The 17,088-nt window shown below is 69.6% G+C and carries 15 protein-coding genes; 9 read left to right on the forward strand and 6 right to left on the reverse strand.

From position 1 onward, the window contains the following. Positions 1-4: 4 nt before the first annotated feature. Positions 5-1,039, reverse strand: a complete 1,035-nt coding sequence (locus AB4Z01_RS19725) for an ABC transporter substrate-binding protein (protein ID WP_441696413.1) — start codon at positions 1,037-1,039, stop codon at positions 5-7. A gap of 34 nt (positions 1,040-1,073) precedes the next feature. After that, the gene (locus AB4Z01_RS19730) at positions 1,074-2,018 is read right to left on the reverse strand and encodes an aminotransferase class IV (protein ID WP_441696416.1); all 945 of its coding nucleotides are present in this window, start codon (positions 2,016-2,018) and stop codon (positions 1,074-1,076) included. 203 nt (positions 2,019-2,221) lie between these two features. Between AB4Z01_RS19730 and AB4Z01_RS19735 the strand changes: the two genes are divergently transcribed. Then, entirely contained in the window at positions 2,222-3,211 is a 990-nt protein-coding gene (locus AB4Z01_RS19735) for an aldo/keto reductase (RefSeq protein WP_441696419.1), read from the forward strand. Between the two features lie 43 nt (positions 3,212-3,254). Beyond that, on the forward strand, positions 3,255-3,683 hold the full coding sequence (locus AB4Z01_RS19740; protein WP_441696421.1) for an RbsD/FucU family protein: 429 nt from the start codon (positions 3,255-3,257) through the stop codon (positions 3,681-3,683). 145 nt (positions 3,684-3,828) lie between these two features. On the opposite strand, the gene AB4Z01_RS19745 is transcribed toward AB4Z01_RS19740, so the two are convergent. After that, a complete protein-coding gene (locus AB4Z01_RS19745; RefSeq protein WP_441696423.1) occupies positions 3,829-4,797 on the reverse strand; it encodes an NADP-dependent oxidoreductase in 969 nt (322 codons plus the stop codon). Positions 4,798-4,855: 58 nt separating this feature from the next. Then, positions 4,856-5,260: a cupin domain-containing protein gene (locus tag AB4Z01_RS19750; RefSeq protein ID WP_441696425.1), complete on the reverse strand. Its 405-nt coding sequence runs from the start codon at positions 5,258-5,260 to the stop codon at positions 4,856-4,858. Positions 5,261-5,348: 88 nt separating this feature from the next. Here AB4Z01_RS19750 and pdxR point away from each other — a divergent pair, with 88 nt between their 5' ends. Together pdxR and AB4Z01_RS19760 are read left to right on the forward strand one after the other, a co-directional pair. Beyond that, positions 5,349-6,755, forward strand: coding sequence for a MocR-like pyridoxine biosynthesis transcription factor PdxR (gene pdxR / locus AB4Z01_RS19755; RefSeq protein ID WP_441696428.1), 1,407 nt, complete (start codon positions 5,349-5,351; stop codon positions 6,753-6,755). Between the two features lie 170 nt (positions 6,756-6,925). Then, positions 6,926-7,564 carry an HD domain-containing protein gene (locus tag AB4Z01_RS19760; protein ID WP_441696430.1) on the forward strand — a complete coding sequence of 213 codons (639 nt, stop codon included), beginning with the start codon at positions 6,926-6,928 and terminating at the stop codon, positions 7,562-7,564. A 93-nt stretch (positions 7,565-7,657) separates the two neighbouring features. Here the strand turns inward: AB4Z01_RS19760 and AB4Z01_RS19765 are convergent, their stop codons facing one another. Together AB4Z01_RS19765 and AB4Z01_RS19770 are read right to left on the reverse strand one after the other, a co-directional pair. Beyond that, entirely contained in the window at positions 7,658-10,105 is a 2,448-nt protein-coding gene (locus AB4Z01_RS19765) for a PIG-L family deacetylase (RefSeq protein WP_441696433.1), read from the reverse strand. Beyond that, positions 10,092-11,300 carry an ROK family protein gene (locus tag AB4Z01_RS19770; protein ID WP_441696436.1) on the reverse strand — a complete coding sequence of 403 codons (1,209 nt, stop codon included), beginning with the start codon at positions 11,298-11,300 and terminating at the stop codon, positions 10,092-10,094. The genes AB4Z01_RS19765 and AB4Z01_RS19770 overlap by 14 nt, the downstream gene beginning before the upstream one ends. A gap of 158 nt (positions 11,301-11,458) precedes the next feature. Between AB4Z01_RS19770 and AB4Z01_RS19775 the strand changes: the two genes are divergently transcribed. The 5 genes from AB4Z01_RS19775 to AB4Z01_RS19795 all read left to right on the forward strand — a co-directional run. Continuing rightward, positions 11,459-12,733 carry an extracellular solute-binding protein gene (locus AB4Z01_RS19775; protein ID WP_441696438.1) on the forward strand — a complete coding sequence of 425 codons (1,275 nt, stop codon included), beginning with the start codon at positions 11,459-11,461 and terminating at the stop codon, positions 12,731-12,733. A 51-nt stretch (positions 12,734-12,784) separates the two neighbouring features. Beyond that, positions 12,785-13,681 carry a carbohydrate ABC transporter permease gene (locus AB4Z01_RS19780; protein WP_441696441.1) on the forward strand — a complete coding sequence of 299 codons (897 nt, stop codon included), beginning with the start codon at positions 12,785-12,787 and terminating at the stop codon, positions 13,679-13,681. Beyond that, positions 13,681-14,523, forward strand: a complete 843-nt coding sequence (locus tag AB4Z01_RS19785) for a carbohydrate ABC transporter permease (protein ID WP_441696444.1) — start codon at positions 13,681-13,683, stop codon at positions 14,521-14,523. The genes AB4Z01_RS19780 and AB4Z01_RS19785 overlap by 1 nt, the downstream gene beginning before the upstream one ends. Before the next feature lie 2 nt (positions 14,524-14,525). Beyond that, positions 14,526-16,028, forward strand: a complete 1,503-nt coding sequence (gene argH / locus AB4Z01_RS19790; protein ID WP_441696447.1) for an argininosuccinate lyase — start codon at positions 14,526-14,528, stop codon at positions 16,026-16,028. A 1-nt stretch (position 16,029) separates the two neighbouring features. Further along, positions 16,030-17,088: ABC transporter ATP-binding protein (locus tag AB4Z01_RS19795; RefSeq protein ID WP_441696450.1), on the forward strand; the 1,059-nt coding region annotated here is incomplete at its 3' end.

Genomic DNA, 17,088 nt, shown 5'->3' on the forward strand with positions numbered 1-17,088 from the left:
GCGCTCAGTTGGCGGGTGTGGCCTTGATCTCGTTCCACAGGTCGATGCGCCTGGAGAAGCTCTCCGGCGCCTGCAGGAACACCAGCCTGTCGGCATAGGTCAGGCCGATCGCCTGGTTGGCGCCGGCGTCGGTGGTGTTGCCGTAGCCGGTCTTCTCGCTGATGTAGGTGCCGACCTTCTTATCCAGCATGGTATCGATCCAGGCCTGGGCCAAAGCGGTGTCGCGCGCGCCGGCGCTGATCGCCCAGCAGTCGATCCAGCCGATCGCCCCTTCCTTCGGGATGGTCAGCGCCGCGTCGATGCCCTTCTTCTGCAGCTGCGGCACCTGCGGCTCGCCCATCGACATCATCAGGTCGATGCCGCCCTGGGCGAAGATGCTGACGCCGTCGTCGAAGCCGGCATAGTAGGACAGCACGGTGCGCTTCTGGTCGATCAGCTTGGCCTTGATCGCGGCGAACTGGTCGTCGGTCAGGTTGAACGGGTCTTTTATGCCCAGCGCCAGCGCGGTGGTGACGATGGCGTTGTTGGCGTCGTCCATCGCCAGCACCCGGCCAGCATATTTGTCGTCCCACAGCACCGACCAGCTGTCCGGCGGGGTGGGGAAGGCCTTCTTGTCGTAGATCAGCGGGATCGACCCCCAGGCAAAGGGCACGGCATAGGTCTTGCCGTCGAACACGATGGCCGAGACGTCGCGGAACGCCGGCAGCAGGTTGGCGGCGTTCGGGATCTTCGACAGGTCCACCGGCTGGACCAGCTTCTCCTGCACCAGCCGCTTGTAGGACGAGGTCTCGATGGCGATGACGTCGTAATCCTCGCCCTTGCTGGCGGTCATCTTGGCGAAGATCTCGTCGACACTGCCGGTGTAGCTGATCTTGGCCTTGGCGCCGGTCCTCTCCTCGAACGCCTTGACCCAGGGCTCGTCGGCATAGCCCTCCCAGGTCAGCACCCGCAGTTCCTTCTCTGCCGCCGCGGCGGGCAGGGCCGAACTCAGCGCCGCCAGGATGCAGGCGCCCATGACGAACTCACGCCGTCTCACCATCTCAGCCTCCTGTTATCTCTATGTTCTTGTCGGTTCAGACCACGGGTCCGCCCAGGGGGCGGTCCGGGTCGGCATAGTCGACCGGCGTGCGGTGCCAGCCGGCTGCGTGCTTGTCCCAATACAGCGCCTTCAGCCGGGCGCTGACCGGGCCCGGCCGGTCGTTGCCCATGACATGGCCGTCGACGCGCGACACCGGCATGACGCCGCCGGCGGTGGTGGTGCAGAACATCTCGTCGGCCTGCAGCAGATCCTCGTGCCGTAGCGGCGCGATCCGGGCCGGCACGCCGATCTCTTCGCACAGCTCGATCACCGACCGGCGGGTGATGCCCTCCAGCGACCCGCGGTCCGGCGTCAGCACCTGGCCGTCGCGGACCACGAAGACGTTGAAGCCCGGCCCCTCGGTGACGAAGCCCTCCGCATCCAGCAGCACGGCGGTGTCGGCGCCGCGGTCATGCGCCTCCAGCAGGCCGCGGGTCAGGTCGCCCCACTGGTAGTTCTTGATCGTCGGGTCGACCGAGGCGCTGGCGACGCGCGGGGTGGAGGCGACATGCAGATGCGCCCCGCGCTCCTGCACCGCGTGCGGGATCACATCGATCCAGGGGATGGCATAGGCGACGAAGGCGTTGTCGCAATCGGCCGGCCGGCGCGACCCGAAGATGCGCGGACGGCCGCGGGTGCAGATCATCGCCACATAGGCGTCGCGCAGCCCGGTCAGGGCGACGCAGCGGGCCAGGATCGCTGCGATCTCCGCCCGGTCGTGCGGCGGCGCCAGCCGCATCCCGGCCAGCGACCGCTCGAACCGGTCGAGATGGTCGCCCAGACGGAAGAAGCCGCCGTCGCGCACATGCACCACGTCATAGGTGACGTCGGACCGGGTGAAGCCCCAGTCCAGCACCGAGATCTTGGCCTCGGCGATCGGCACATAGGCGCCGCCGACAAAGGCCGCCCCGGCCGAGTAGTCCTGCTGGCTCGCGGTCATGCGCCGTCCCCGTCTGCGCGGCCCTTCGGCCGGTCCCGTGTTGTCCGGATTGGCCTGCAGGATGCGCAACGAATCTCTCATTGGCAATAGAAATTTCGTATACGAATTTTATATTGATCTTTGGAAATCGGCGACACATCCTCTGCCACAGCTGCCAAGCCCCCGCGAAGGGCCGGCGTCAGACGACCGAACAGGGATGCACAATGGTTTCAGCGACGGACATGGCCGGGCTCGGCCCGACGCGCCTCAAGGTCACGCGGCTCGGCCTCGGCACCGCGCCGCTCGGCGGGCTCTACGCGCCGGTGGAGGAGGGGCAGGCCGAAACCACGATCGCCCGGGCCTGGGACCTGGGCCTGCGCTTCTTCGACACCGCGCCGCAATACGGCAACGGCCTGTCGGAGCGGCGGCTGGGCCGGTTCCTGGGCGGCAAGCCGCGCGACAGCTACGTGCTGGCGACCAAGGTCGGCCGCCTGCTGCGCGTGCCGCCGCAGCCCGAGGCGCAGGAGGATGCGTTCTACAAGGGCACCCCGCCGGAGCGGCCGGTCTTCGACTTCTCCTATGACGGGGTGATGCGGTCGCTGGAGGAGAGCCTGGAGCGGCTGGGGCTGGACCGGGTCGATGTGCTGCACATCCACGACCCGGACGACCATTACGACGCCGCCGTCTCCGGCGCCTATCGCGCCCTCGACCGGCTGCGCGCCGACGGGGTGATCGGCGCGGTCGGCGCCGGCATGAACCAGGCCGAGATGCTGGCCCGCTTCGCCCGCGACGGCGTGTTCGACTGCTTCCTGCTGGCCGGCCGCTACACGCTGCTGGAGCAGAACTCGCTCGACGACTTCATGCCGCTGTGCGAGGCACGCGGCGTCGGCGTGATCATCGGCGGCGTCTACAACAGCGGCATCCTGGCCAACCCGAATGCCGGCGCCAAGTTCAATTACCAGGACGCGGACCCGGCGCTGATCGCCCGGGCCCAGGCGCTGGACGTGGTGTGCCGGCGCCACGGCGTGCCGCTGAAGGCCGCGGCGATCCAGTTCCCGACGGCGCATCCGGCCGTCGCCTCGATCCTGACCGGCGCCCGCACGCCGGCGGAGCTGGAGGAGAATGAGGCGCTTTTCCGCCACCCGATCCCGGCCGGTCTGTGGGCCGAGCTGCGCGCCGAGGGGCTGATCGCCCGGGCGGCGCCGACCCCGTGATTCCCATCCTGCCTCGCCATCACCGATACGAAGGACCCGCGCCATGCTGATCGGTATCGACCCCATCCTCGGCCCCGACATCTTGCACGGCCTGCGGGCGATGGGGCATGGCGACGAGGTCGTCATCGCCGATGGCAGCTTCCCGGCCGAGACCATGGCCCGACGCCTGGTGCGGATGGAGGCGGCCGACCTGCGGCGCATGCTCGGCGCCGTGCTCAGCGTGCTGCCGATCGACGAGTCCGAGCCCGACCCGGTGATGGGGATGGAGGTGATCGGCAACCCGGCCGAGGTGATGCCGGCGCACACCTTGATCCGCGAGGCGCTCGGCCGGGTGGCCGGCAACCATCGGCTGACGCTGCTGGAGCGCTTCGCCTTCTACGATCGGGCGAAGCAGGCCTCGCTGGTGATCGCCACCGGCGAGCGGCTCTTCTACGGCAATGTCATCATCCGCAAGGGCACCGTGGCGGCATAGGCACGCAAGCCCAAGCGTGATGAACTTGGCATCCTGACAGGGTCAGGCGGCATTTGGCATTGCAGCGGGGTCGCTTCGTGCCGAACTGCCTCGTCAGGAGCGCGGCAGTCCTTCGCGTCGGCACCCCGGCCGCGCTGGTCGCCGCCTATAAGCCGATGCGCAGCACGATCTTACCACCCGGATGCGGTCGGGTGCCGTCCAGCATCTCATGCGCGGCCCGCGCCTCGGCCAGCGGCAGGACCGTGCCGATCCGGGTGAGCAACTCCCCGGCGTCGACCATGGCGGCGATCCGCTCGAGATCCGCGGTGTTCACCTGCACCAGGAAGAAGCCCGCCGTCACGCCGCGGTGCGCGGCCTCCTCCTGATCCGGCTGCGACACCGCCGAGACCAGGACACCGCCGCGCTTGAGCACAGCGAAGGAGCCGGCCTGCGCCTCGCCGCCGACGAGGTCGACCACGGCATCGACCGCCGTGACCCGGTCCTCGAGCCGCTCGTTGCGGTCCACCGCCTCATCGGCCCCCAGGCTGCGGACGTAATCGAGGTCGCCGGCGCTGGCGGTGGCGATCACCCGCGCCCCGGCGCGGTGGGCGATCTGCACCGCATAGGCGCCGACACTGCCGGCGCCGCCGAGGACGAGCACGGTCTGGCCGCGGCCGATCCGGGCCTGCCCGAACAGCGCCTGCCAGGCGGTGACCGCCACCACCGGCAGCGAGGCGGCGTCGACATGGCCGATCCGGGCGGGCTTGCGGGCGATCATGCCGGCCGCGGCGACGGCGTATTCGGCATAGGCGTCGGTGAAGCGGGCGTTGGTCACGCCGAACACCTCGTCGCCCGGGGCGAAGCCGGTGACGCCGGGGCCGACCGCCGCGACGGTGCCGGACAGGTCCGAGCCGAGGGTCAGCGGCAGAGGTTGCGGCAACACGCTCTTGCCGGCCCGGATCCAGCCGTCCCAGGGGCCGACGCCGGCCGCGGCGACGCGAATCAGCACTTCGCCTTCGCCCGGCTCGGGCAGGTCGATGTCCTCGAGGAGGATCGCTTCCGGCGGGCCGAAGCGGTGGACTCGCGCGGCCTTGATGGTGCGGGGCAGCGAGGCGGGGGACGCGGTGGAGGTCATCGGACGATTCYCTGATGGCGCGGCGATGCTCATGTGAGCGTACTCCTGGACAGACGGGCTAGTTGAGGGGGCTCGTCAGGGCCTTGTCGCCGGTATCGACGACGAACACCGCCAGCAGTTTCGCGGGCTCGGTGGCACTCGCATTCCGGCTGACGAGGTGGCTGGCCCCGGGCGGCTCATAGAAGCTCTCGCCCGCGCGGTAGACCTGCCTGGGCCCGTCATTCACCTGCGATTCGATCGCGCCCGAGACGACATAGCCGTAGATGAACGCCGATTTCGCATGGGTGTGCGGGGACGACGCCGCGCCCGGCGGATAGTCGACGACGACGGCGATCAGCGACTTGCCCGGGATGTTGGGGATCGCATGCTCGAAATTCGGGCTGACGGTCTCTCCCGGGCCATGGGCCGCGGCCGGTGCTGCAATGGCGACGAAAATGGCGGCGATGAGGGATCTGACGATCATGGCGGCTGTTCTCCTTCGCCGCTGAATTGACCCTTCGATGGTTCAAAGATAAGCACCAGGAATCGATAAAACTCGTGTACCAAGGGGCATGACCAAGCTTCTGCCGCTGGACCTCGACCGGTCCGCCAAGGCGCCATTGGCCGAGCAGATCCGCAACGGCATCGGCGCCGCGATCGAGAACGGCGCGCTGGCGCCGGGGGCACGCCTGCCCTCCTGGGTCGACCTCGCGGCGCAGCTCGGCGTCGCCCGGGGCACGGTGCGGTCGGCCTACGAGAAGCTGACCGCGGCCCAGCTGATCGTCGCTTCCCGCGCCGCCGGGACCCATGTGGCGGATCGGCCGCCCCTGGCCGTTCGCCAGGAAGCGCCGCCCGACCCCGGGTCGTTCATGGAGATGTACCGGGAGCTGACCGCCGGGCCGGCGATCTTCCAGATGGGCGTGCCGGCCCGGTCGACCTTTCCCGCCAAGCTGTTCGCCCGGATCCGCTCACAGGCCGTCCGTGCGGAATCGGGCGCGCCGGCCCTGTATCCCGATCCGCGGGGAGAGTCGGAGCTGCGGCGGGAGATCGCCGCCTATCTTGCCATCGCGCGCGGGGTCGAATGCTCGCCCACACAGGTCATCATCACCGGCGGCTTCGGCGGCGGCCTCGGCCTGGCGCTCCGGGTGCTCGGCGTCGAGGGGCGGAGGGCCTGGATGGAGGAGCCCGGTTTCTTCTTCACCCGGCGCGGCCTGGAGCTCGCGCGATTGGCGCTGGTTCCGGTCCCGGTCGATGACGACGGCATCGACGTCGACCACGGACTGCGGCACGCCCCGGATGCGGCGCTGGCCGTCGTGACCCCGGGCCAGCAGGCGCCGCTCGGGTCGACGCTGTCGCTGGCCAGGCGCCTGCGCCTGCTCGACTGGGCCGCCCAGGCAGGCGCCTGGATCATCGAGGACGATTATCTGAGCGAGCTGCAGCTGAAGGGGCGGGCGACGCCGGCGCTCGCCGCGCTCGACCGCGCCGGGCGGGTCATCCATATCGGCTCGTTCAGCAAGACCATCAGCCCGACGCTGCGCCTGGGCTTTCTGGTCGCGCCCGCGCCGCTGGCGTCCCGGTTTGCCGAAGCCGCCGCGTGCCTGGCCCCGGCGCCCGGGCCGTCGCTGCAGCTCGCGACCGCGGCGTTCATGCGGGACGGGCACTACATGCGGCATCTCCGCCGCACCAAGCGCGCCTACTCCGCACAGCGGGACGCGTTGCTGACATGCCTGCAGCCGCACACCGACAGCATCACGGTCGCCGGGCTGGCCGCGCTGATGCGGCTTCCGGACGGCGCACCGGACCTGGCCATCGCCCGCGAGGCGCAGGCCTTCGGGCTGGCGCCGGTCCCGCTGTCGCTCTGGTACTCGTCGCCGGCTTCCGCGCGATCCGGATTGCTGCTGGGCATCGCGACGGCGCCGCAGAAGCAGCTCGAGAGGTCGTGCGACCAGCTGCGCCAGGTCATCGCGCGCTTTGCGTGACGGAGCCCGGGCGCCGGCGAGGCCGGTGCAGAGAGCCGTCACCCGATGGTGCAGCCGGAAACGCCGGTCTTGGTGCTGTTCCGGGCGGAGGGCGATGCGCATCTCTCCGCCACGATCATCAGCCGGGGCCGCGCGGTCGCGCATCGGAGGCTCCGGCAACGGAGGACGAATTGGCGACAGCGACCCCCATTGCCGGCATTGGGATTCCCGACAGCAGACTGGCGCGCGAGGCGACGCAGCTTGTCCGCGACACCGAGAGCGACCTGCTGTTCCACCATTCCACCCGGGTCTATTTCTGGGGGGCCTTGGTCGGGACGCGGAAGGGCTTGGCGTTCGATCCTGAGCTGCTCTACGTCGCGGCCATGTTCCACGACATCGGCCTGACGCCGCGCTATCGGGACAGCCAGCTTCGCTTCGAAGTGGACGGCGCGAATGCCGCGCGCGACTTTCTGCGAGGCCACGGCATCTCCGAGCCCGACATCGAGAGGGTCTGGGCCGCCGTCGCCCTACACACCACACCGGGCATCCCGGAGCACATGCATCCGGAGATCGCCCTGGTGCAGGCAGGCGCGGCGATGGATGTCGTGGGCCGCGGCTATCACGAGCTTGCGGAGGAGCAGCGCGAGGCTGTGATGGCCGCCCATCCCCGCGGCCGCGGGTTCAAGCACGAGATGATCGAGGCGTTCTACCAGGGGATGAAGCATCGGCCCGACAGCACGTTCGGCACCTTCAACGACGACATTCTCGCGTTCAAGGACCCGACCTTCCGGCGGGGCGATCTCTGCAGCATCATCCTGGGTTCGCACTGATCGCTAGACCGGCTGTTCTGTGGCCGGCCCGGTGGCACATCCGCCGCCGCCTCATGCCAGACAGCAGCTTCACCGAGCGCCTGGCTGCGACGGTCACGCCCGCTGCATCAGGTTGGCCATCAGCCGGAAGGCGCCGGGCACCAGCCGATCCAGCTGGTGATGCAGGGCCAGGGCGGCATGAGTGTGACGCCCCCGCCCGAAGCGGCCCGACAGCAGTCCGCCTTCCAGCGGTGCCTCGCCCGGATCGGCCATGGCGAGCAGCGCCTCGTAAGCGGGGTCCCACCCGCTGGCGAAATACAGCCCGCGCTCCTTCTCCCAGCCGGCCCAGTCCGCCTCCCCGATCGGATTGGGACCGGTCAGCAGCGGGTGATCCGGTCGCAGCACCCGGACCGGGGCTCCCGGATCGGTCACCCGCCAGCGATAGGAGGGGTGGCCGATGGTCAAGGGCGCCAACGGCGTCGACTGCGGAGTCCAGGCGTCGATCGGGCGATGATACAACGTGACGAGGTGGCCGCCGTCCCGGACCCAGCGATGCAGGCGCGCGGTCGCGGCGGCCAGGTCCGGCCGGGTGCGGAACGCGAAGACGCCGACCAGGATGGTGTCCCAGGCGCCGAGGTCGCCGCCCGTCAGGGTTGCGGCATCGAGCGGGTCGACGACAAGGCCGACTTGGCGCAGCCAGGCATCGGCGCGGTCGCTGCCGCCGCCGACCACACCGACGCGAACATCGTCCGGCAGCCCGACCTCGAGCGTGCGCAGCCGCAGGATCGCCGGGGCCGCGCGAACCACTGCCCCATGATGGGGGTGGTTCATGCGCCGGACGCTCCAGCCCGGCTGGCCGTCGACGGTGATAACGGCCTCGTGAAGGCCGGCAGTGACGGGCGGGGTCAGAACCGCCTCGATCGATGCGACTCCGGCATTCCCGGGCACAGCGATCGAAACGGCCGCCGACGTCTCCCAGCCCCTAGGTGCCATGACGCCGACCCTCCGCTGCGCCGCTGCCGTCCCGCGAAGGCTCTGCAGCGTCAGGCCCAGGGATCGTGGGGCCGACGGCCGGGCCAGGTTGACGACGATGGCATCGGATGCCGGGGACACGGCGGCGGCGGGCAGGACCCGGACCGGCTCGTCGAGATCGATGATCGCCGTCGCCCGGACCCCGGCCAGGGTGAAGGCGATCTCGACCGAGACCAGGCCATTGCCGCCCAGCGGATCGAAGCCCGGCGCGAAGGGCAGGGTGATCGGGGCGTCGTCGGGAACGCGGATCCGGAATTGGCCCGCTGCACTGCCGGTCTCCCAGGCCCAGCCGCTCGGGAGCTGCGGCGACGTCACAATCTCCGTGGCGCCTGTCTCGGCGGCATGCAGTGCCGTGATGCCGACAGTCCCGCCGGGCTCGATCTCGACAGGCTCGGCAAAGGCGCGAGCATCCAGCCCTGACGTCACGAACAGGACCTGTCCGAGCTCGCGTTCCTTGCGACGCAGCCGATGGTCCAGGACGGACGCGGCGTGTTCGGGGCGGGATGCCAGGGCCGCGCGGGTCGCGGTCAGGGCCTGGGCCGCCGCCGCAGCGACGGCATCGCTGTCCGGCCAGGCAGCGATGGCCCGGTCGATCGCGGCCTGGGCGGTCCGCAGCCATGTCTTGCACGCGATGTCGTCGACGGCGTCGGCCAGGGCAGCGACCGTGGCGGGCAGCCCATCCACGATGGAAGCCTCCGCCGCCGGCATTCCGGGCACGGCATGGGCCCGATGCAGCGGCCAGGGGGAGGGGCCTGMCTCGCGCCACACCCCCATGCCCTGGGTGCGGTGCGCCAGCCGCGACCACTGGCCGATCTGGGCGTAGGTGGCGCCGGTGACCGGATCGCGATCGCCGGCCTGCACCGCCACGGTCGCATTCGGCGGCGGCAGGTCATCGTCATAGGACGCGCTCTTGCCCGACCAGGCGGGCAGATAGAATTTCGCGACGGTCCACGGCGACAGGCCGGCGGCCAGGTGCTCCGGGAAGGCGGCGGGATCGCCGGCCAGCTCGACGGCCTCCCGGCTCGCCTGCGTCATCGCGCGGTGGTGCCCGTGCTGGCCCGGAACGTCGAGGAAGGTCGGAATGACGATGTCGGGCCGCTCGGTCCGGATGGCGCGAACCAGCCGCTCCACCACCCGCTCATGGCCCCAGCGGCGCAGCGTGTCGATGCCGCTCTTGGAGAAGCCGAAATCATGTACCGGATCGTCCGGCCCGTGGCCGATCCAGGTGACGCCGGCATCGAGAACGCGGGCCGCTTCCTCCATCTCCCGGCTGCGCAGCGCCGCCAGGTCGCTGCCGCGCTCCGGCCCGGTCGCGTTCTGGCCGCCCTCGCCGCGGGTCGAGCACAGCAGCGCCACGCGAACGCCGTCGCGCAGCGACAGGGCGGCCAGCATGGCGCTGCTCTCGTCGTCCGGATGGGCGCCGGTGTCGAGCAGGGTGACGGTGCTCTTCAGCCGCGACAGGGCGCGATGGAGCTGCAGCACGCTCGGCTCGGCCATCTGGCGGCGGATGAGGGCCTCATCGGCGGGCATGGGACGATCCTCCAGAGTCTCGGGCGGTGTCACGGGCGCGAAGCACGGCGCCGAAATCGGGTGTCAGGGTTTCGAACACGGGCAGCGCCGCGGCGCCCAGCGCCGGCGTCAGCCCGCCGGTGGTGCCCCGCAGCAGGCGCGGGACCGTCCGGCCGGAGCGATGCGACACGGTGTTCGGCAACGGCCCGATCCTGGTGATCAGCCGGTCCAGCACGGCATCCGGCAGGCGTCCGCCGAACACGATGGCCTCGGGATCGAACAGGTTCTCGAGCATGCCGATGATGATCAGCAGCTTCTCGGCGGCGATCTCGATCCAGGCATYGAGCCGCGGGTCCCCGTCGCGGATCAGGGCGTCGACATCGGCCGCGCCGCCCAGCTGCTCGGCCAGTGAATGCAGCGAGGCGTAGCGTTCGAGACAGCCATGCCCGCCGCAAGGGCAGGGGCGGCCGCGCGGCTCGACCGTGACATGGCCCAGCTCCCCGGCATTGCCGAAGGCGCCGGTGTATGGCTGCCCCCCCAGCACCAGCCCGAGGCCGATGCCGGTGCCGAAATGGACCAGGCAGAAATCCCGCAGCTCGCGCGCGGCGCCGTGCAGCCGTTCGCCCACCGCCGCCGCCGTGGCGTCGTTCTCGACCAGGACCGGCAGCCCGATCGCCTCGCCGAGGAAGGCGGCGGCATCGATTGCCAGCCAGCCGGGCATGGCGGTCGGGCCGACCGAGCTCAGCCCCTCGATCCCGAAAGGGCCCGGCATGACCACCCCGGCGCCGAGGATAGCGGCGCGGTCGACGCCGGCCGAGCTCAGCAGCGCATCGATCTCGCGCCGCAGGCACGGGCCGATGGCGGCGGGGGTGGGGTCGTCGAGCGCAGACGTGCGGCTCGCCAGGACGCGCCCGGCCAGATTGACCAGGATGGATTGCTGGAACCGCGGCGCGATCTCGACGCCGATGGTGAAGCCGCCATCCGGATTGACCTCGTACTCGATCGGCGGCTGGCCCCGCCCGCTGCGCCGGCGGCCGGCATCGCGCAGCAGCCCTTCGGCCAGCAGCGCGGCCGTGATGTTCGACACGGCCTGCGTGGTCAGGGCGGTGCGGCGCGCGATCTCGGTGCGGCTGACCGTGCCCTGCAGCCGCACGGTCTCCAGCACCACCCGGCGGTTGTAGGATCGGGTCTTGCCCGAATTGTTGCCGATCGCCATGCGGCCCGTCTCCCCGGAGTCTCCGGTACAGGGTGCTGCGGCCATTACAATAATTCAACTGTGTTGAGTTATTGACTCGGACTTTCGGCCCGTGTTCGACTGGGAACGAGACCAATGGGGCTTCGGTCCCCGAACAAGACAGGGATGGAGGAGGGGAGATGGCACGGTTCGGCGGCATCCGGCGCATGGCGCTGGCGACGGCCTTCGCGCTCGGCCTGTGCGGCGCGGCTTCGGCGGCGCAGGCGGTCGAGATCGAATACTGGCAGTACTTCTACGATTCCCGGGTCAAGGCGATCGATACGCTGATCGCGAAGTTCGAGGCCGACAATCCCGGCATCACGGTCAAGCACACCAACTTCCCCTATGCCGACTACCAGACCAAGGTCGCGGCCGCGATCCCGGCCGGCGAAGGGCCGGACGTGGTGCAGCTGTTCTACGGCTGGCTCGACAATTTCGTGGCGGCCAAGCTGATCCAGCCGCTGCCGACCGACACCTTCCCGCATGACGCCATCGAGGCCGATTTCTTCCCGATGGTGAAGGCGATGAAGCGCGGCGACGACTATTACGGCCTGCCGACGGCGGTCCGCTCGCTCGCCATCTTCTGGAACAAGCGGCTGTTCGAGGACGCTGGGCTCGACCCCGAGAAGGCCCCGGCCAATCTCGACGAGTTGGTCCAGTTCGCCCAGAAGCTGACCAAGAAGGACGACGGCGGCAACCTCACCCAGGTCGGCATCACCATGGACATGAACGGCCAGGACCACCAGTGGTGGCGCGAGGTGCTGGTCCGCCAGTTCGGCGGCGAGCCGTATCTGAACGACTACAAGACGGTGAACTACGCCGATGCGGCCGGCGCCAAGGCGCTGCAATACTATCTCGACTTCCAGACCAAGTGGGGCGTCAGCCAGCTCGGCTTCATGGATGAGGGTCAGGCCGCCTTCAAGGCCGGCCGCGCCGGCATGACCATCGATGGCTCGTTCCGCCTCGGCTCCTTCGACGCCGTGCGTGGGCTGAAATACGGCGTCGCCGAGCTGCCGGCCGGGCCGGACGGCACGCGCTCGAACTACGCCAGCTACTGGGTGAACGCGATCACCACCAAGGCCCAGGGCGAGAAGCTGGAGGCGTCGAAGAAGTTCCTGGCCTTCCTGACCTCGCCCGAAGCCATGCAGATCTGGCTCGAGACGGTGGGCGAGCTGCCGGCCCGCCGGTCGGTCGCGCTCAGCGACAAGAACATCGCCAACCCGGTCTATGCCCCCTTCATCAAGGGCCTCGACTACGCCCACACCACGCTGTTCGTGGATGAGTCGGCGGAGCGGCAGGTGTCGATGGACATGGTCAATCGCGTGGTGCTGCAGAACCAGCCGGTCGACGCCGCCCTGGCCGAGGCCGCCAAGGCCGAGCAGGAGATCCTCGACCGCCATTACCTGGCCAAGTGACCGGATCGGGACGCGGAGCGTGACGATGCGGGAAACGGCATGGGGGCCGGCATGAGATCCCCCGTCGCGGGCCTGTCGGTGAGGGCCAAGCAGGTGGTCTGGGCCTGGAGCTTCCTGGCCGTGCCGGTGCTGTTCTACGCCGTCATCCGGTTCTGGCCAACGCTGGACGCCTTCTGGCTGTCCTTCACCGACTGGAACCTGCTCGGCACCCCGAATTTCGTCGGGTTCCGGAACTATATCCGGCTGGTCCAGGACCCGCTGTTCTGGAAGGTGTTCGGCAACACCTTCCTGTACCTGCTGATCGGCACGCCGCTCAGCCTGGTGATCGCTTTCGTCGTGGCCTACCAGCTCGACAAGGTCCGCGTCATGCACGGCTTCATCCGGGCGCTGTACTTCCTGCCGTTCCTGACCACGGCGGTGGCGATGGCCTGGGTGTGGCGCTGGTTCTACCAGCCGGTGCCGATCGGCGTGTTCAACAACGCCCTGGCCAGCATCGGCCTGCCGCAGCAGCCCTTCCTGCGCTCCACCGTCCAGGCGCTGCCGGCGGTGCTGGCGCCGGCGATCTGGGCCGGCCTCGGCTTCCAGGTGGTGATCTTCATGGCCGGGCTGCGGGCGATCCCGATCAGCTACTACGAGGCCGCGCGGGTCGACGGCGTGTCGCGCTGGACCATCCTGTGGGAGATCACGCTGCCATTGCTCAAGCCGACCTTCGTGTTCCTGGTGGTGTTCAGCTCGATCGGGTTCCTGCGCATCTTCGACCAGGTCTACAACATCACCCTGAACGATCCGGGCGGCCCGCTGAATTCGACCAAGCCGCTGGTGCTGATGATCTACCAGACCGCGTTCCGCTCCTTCGACATGGGCTATGCCGCGGCGCAGACCGTGATCCTGTTCCTGGTCCTGCTCGCCATCTCCATCGTGCAGCTCCGCATCCTGAGGAGCCGCTGATGGCGACCGCGACCCTGATCATGGGGCGGCGGATCCGGCCCGGCCGGGTGGTGGCCTGGACGCTGCTGCTGATGGGCGGGATCGTCATGGTGATGCCGATCCTCTACATGTTCGCCACCTCGTTCAAATTCCCGCATGAGGTCGGCGAGCTGTCGCTGATCCCCAAGGAGCCGACGCTCGAGAACTACATCTATGTCCTCGGGGACGGGCGCTTCTTCCGCTGGTTCCTCAATTCGCTCGGCATCGCCGTCATCGTCACCCTATCGAACGTCTTCTTCGACAGCCTGGTCGGCTACACCCTGGCCAAGTTCCGCTTCCGCGGCCGCTACGTGGTTTTCATCGCCATCCTGTCGACCCTGATGATCCCGACCGAGATGCTGGTGATCCCCTGGTACGTGATGGCGAAGACCTTCGGCTGGCTGGACAGCTACTGGGGCATCATGTTCCCCGGCCTGATGACGGCCTTCGGCACCTTCCTGATGAAGCAGTTCTTCGAGACGGTGCCGGACGACTTCCTGGAGGCGGCGCGGATCGACGGGCTGAACGAGCTCCAGATCTGGTGGCAGATCGCCATGCCGCTGGTGACGCCGGCCCTGTCGGCGCTGGCGATCTTCACCTTCCTGGGCAACTGGACCGCCTTCATCTGGCCGCTGATCGTGACCACCAGCAAGGAGCACTATACCGTTCCCGTCGGCCTCACGAGCTTCTCGTTCGAGCAGGGCGTCCAGTGGGAAGTGATCATGACCGGCGCCGCCATCGCGACGCTGCCGACCCTGATCGTGTTCCTGGTGTTCCAGCGCTACATCGTCCGCGGCGTGGTTCTCGCCGGGCTGAAGGGGTGATCATGGCGATCAAGGACGAAAGCCGCTTCCCGGCGCCGGTCTATGCCGAGACGGTGCTGGCGCCGCTGTTCGAGGGGGCGAAGCGGCACTATCGCGACCATTTCCAGCGCGTCGACCGCGCCCATCTGGTGATGCTGGCCGAGACCGGCGTGCTCGACGCCGCCACCGCCGCCGCCATCGGCGGGGCGTTGGTCGACATCGAGCGCGACCTCGATGTCGAGGCGCTGACCTATACCGGCGAGGTCGAGGACTTCTTCTTCCTGATCGAGGCCGAGCTGAAGCGCCGGCTGGGCGCCGACATCGCCGGCCGGCTGCACACCGGCCGGTCGCGCAACGACATCGACCACACCCTGTTCAAGCTGGCGCTGAAGGGGCGGATCGACACGCTGGCGGCCAAGACGCGCGGCCTGGCGCAAAGCCTGCTGGACACCGCCCGGCGGGAACGGGCGACGCTGATCGTCGCCTACACCCACGGTCAGCCGGCGCAGCCGACCACCTTCGGTCACTACCTGGCGGCGGCGATCGAGGTGCTGCTGCGCGACCTGGCACGGCTGCAGGCGGCGCGCGCCATCGTCGACCTCTGCCCGATGGGGGCGGCCGCGATCACCACCACCGGCTTCCCGATCGCCCGGCACCGCATGGCGGAGCTGCTGGGCTTCTCGGCACCGCTGCAGAACTCCTACAGCTGCATCGCCGCGGTCGACTACGTCACCTCGACCTATGCCGCGCTGGAGCTGATGATGCTGCATCTCGGCCGGCTGGTGCAGGACCTCCAGTTCTGGTCCAGCTTCGAGGTCGGGCAGCTCTACGTGCCGAACGCCTTCGTGCAGATCAGCTCGATCATGCCGCAGAAGCGCAACCCGGTGCCGATCGAGCATCTCCGCCTCCTGGCATCGCACGCCATGACCCGGGCGCGGTCGATGCTGACGGTGATGCACAACACGCCCTTCACCGACATGAACGACAGCGAGGGCGAGACCCAGGGCCAGGGTTATGCCGCCTTCGACCTCGCCGGCCGCGTGCTGGACCTGCTGTCCGGCCTGGTCGCCGCCGTGTCGATCGACGGCGACAAGGTCCGCCGCAACGTCGACCGTAGCTGCATCACCGTGACCGAGCTGGCGGACAGCCTGGTGCGGATCGAAGGCCTGTCCTTCCGCCAGGCGCATGAGATCGCCGCGGCCACGGCGAAGGCGGTGGTCGCCGCCGGCGCCAGCCTGGCCGAGGCCGGCTTCGCGCCCTTCGCGCAGGCCTTCGCCGCGACCTGCGGGCAGCCGTCCACCGTGGACGAGACCCAGTTCCGCGAGATCGTCTCGCCGGAGCATTTCGTCGCCGTTCGCGCCCGCTTCGGCGGCCCGGCGCCGGAGCCGCTGGACAAGGCCTTCGCCGGCTACGCCGCGGTGCTGGAGACGTTCGCGGCCAACGCCGCCACCGCGGCCGATCGCGAGAAGGGGGCGTCCGCCATGCTCGATTCCTGTTTCGACATCGTGCTGAAGGGTCAGGGCTGACATGGCCGACGTCTCGCTGCGCCGCATCGTCAAGAGCTACGGCAAGACCCCGGTCATCCATGGCCTCGACCTGGACATCGCCGATGGCGAATTCGTCGTGCTGGTCGGCCCGTCCGGCTGCGGCAAGTCGACCACGCTGCGCATGATCGCGGGGCTGGAGGAGATCGACGGCGGCGAGATCCGCATCGGCGGCCGCGCCGTCAACACGCTGGAGCCGAAGGACCGGAACATCGCCATGGTGTTCCAGAACTACGCCATCTACCCGCACATGACGGTGCGCCGGAACATCGGCTTCGGCCTGCGCAGCGCCCGGCTGCCGAAGGCGGAGAAGGACCAAAAGGTGGAGGAGGCGGGGGCGCTGCTGGGCCTGACCCCCTATCTCGACCGCCGCCCGTCCGAGCTGTCGGGCGGCCAGCGCCAGCGTGTCGCCATCGGCCGCGCCATGGTGCGCGACCCCGCGGTGTTCCTGTTCGACGAGCCGCTGTCCAACCTCGACGCCCAACTGCGCGGCCAGATGCGGCTGGAGATCAAGAAGCTGCACCAGCGCCTGGGCAGCACCATCGTCTTCGTCACCCATGACCAGGTCGAGGCGATGACCCTGGCGGACCGCATCGTGGTGATGCGCGACGGCCACATCCTGCAGGTCGGCAGCCCGGCCGAGCTGTACCACCGCCCGGCCAATGTGTTCACCGCGCGCTTCATCGGCAGCCCGCCGATGAACCTGCTGCCGGGGCAGGTCGCGGTGGTCGACGGGCGCACCGCGGTGGCGCTGGATGGGGGCGGGGCGGCGCCGCTGCCGGCGGCGGCCGCGGGTGTCGCGCCGGGCCGCCGTGTCCTGCTGGGTGTCCGGCCGGACGACCTGGCGCTGGCCGAGGGCCCGGCACCGGCCGATTTCTTGGTGATCGAAGGCGCGGTGTCGGTGGTCGAGCCGCTGGGGCCGGAAACCCTGCTGCATGTCGATGCCGACGGTGCCGCCGTGGTCGGCACCGCCCCGGGCCGGCGGCCGCCGCCGGTCGGCGGCACGGTGCGGCTGGCTGCAGCCAACGACACCCTCCATCTC

It is taken from the genome of Inquilinus sp. YAF38, from assembly GCF_052113205.1.
Taxonomy (GTDB): Bacteria; Pseudomonadota; Alphaproteobacteria; order DSM-16000; family Inquilinaceae; genus Inquilinus.

Bases quoted from the DNA above. Each gene is read 5' to 3' on its own strand.
- AB4Z01_RS19730 (WP_441696416.1), bottom strand. From the start codon at position 2,018: ATGACCGCGAGCCAGCAGGACTACTCGGCCGGGGCGGCCTTTGTCGGC.
- AB4Z01_RS19740 (WP_441696421.1), top strand. From the start codon at position 3,255: ATGCTGATCGGTATCGACCCCATCCTCGGCCCCGACATCTTGCACGGC.
- AB4Z01_RS19785 (WP_441696444.1), top strand. From the start codon at position 13,681: ATGGCGACCGCGACCCTGATCATGGGGCGGCGGATCCGGCCCGGCCGG.
- AB4Z01_RS19775 (WP_441696438.1), top strand. From the start codon at position 11,459: ATGGCACGGTTCGGCGGCATCCGGCGCATGGCGCTGGCGACGGCCTTC.
- AB4Z01_RS19750 (WP_441696425.1), bottom strand. From the start codon at position 5,260: ATGATCGTCAGATCCCTCATCGCCGCCATTTTCGTCGCCATTGCAGCA.
- argH (WP_441696447.1), top strand. From the start codon at position 14,526: ATGGCGATCAAGGACGAAAGCCGCTTCCCGGCGCCGGTCTATGCCGAG.
- AB4Z01_RS19745 (WP_441696423.1), bottom strand. From the start codon at position 4,797: ATGACCTCCACCGCGTCCCCCGCCTCGCTGCCCCGCACCATCAAGGCC.
- AB4Z01_RS19725 (WP_441696413.1), bottom strand. From the start codon at position 1,039: ATGGTGAGACGGCGTGAGTTCGTCATGGGCGCCTGCATCCTGGCGGCG.
- pdxR (WP_441696428.1), top strand. From the start codon at position 5,349: ATGACCAAGCTTCTGCCGCTGGACCTCGACCGGTCCGCCAAGGCGCCA.
- AB4Z01_RS19735 (WP_441696419.1), top strand. From the start codon at position 2,222: ATGGTTTCAGCGACGGACATGGCCGGGCTCGGCCCGACGCGCCTCAAG.
- AB4Z01_RS19780 (WP_441696441.1), top strand. From the start codon at position 12,785: ATGAGATCCCCCGTCGCGGGCCTGTCGGTGAGGGCCAAGCAGGTGGTC.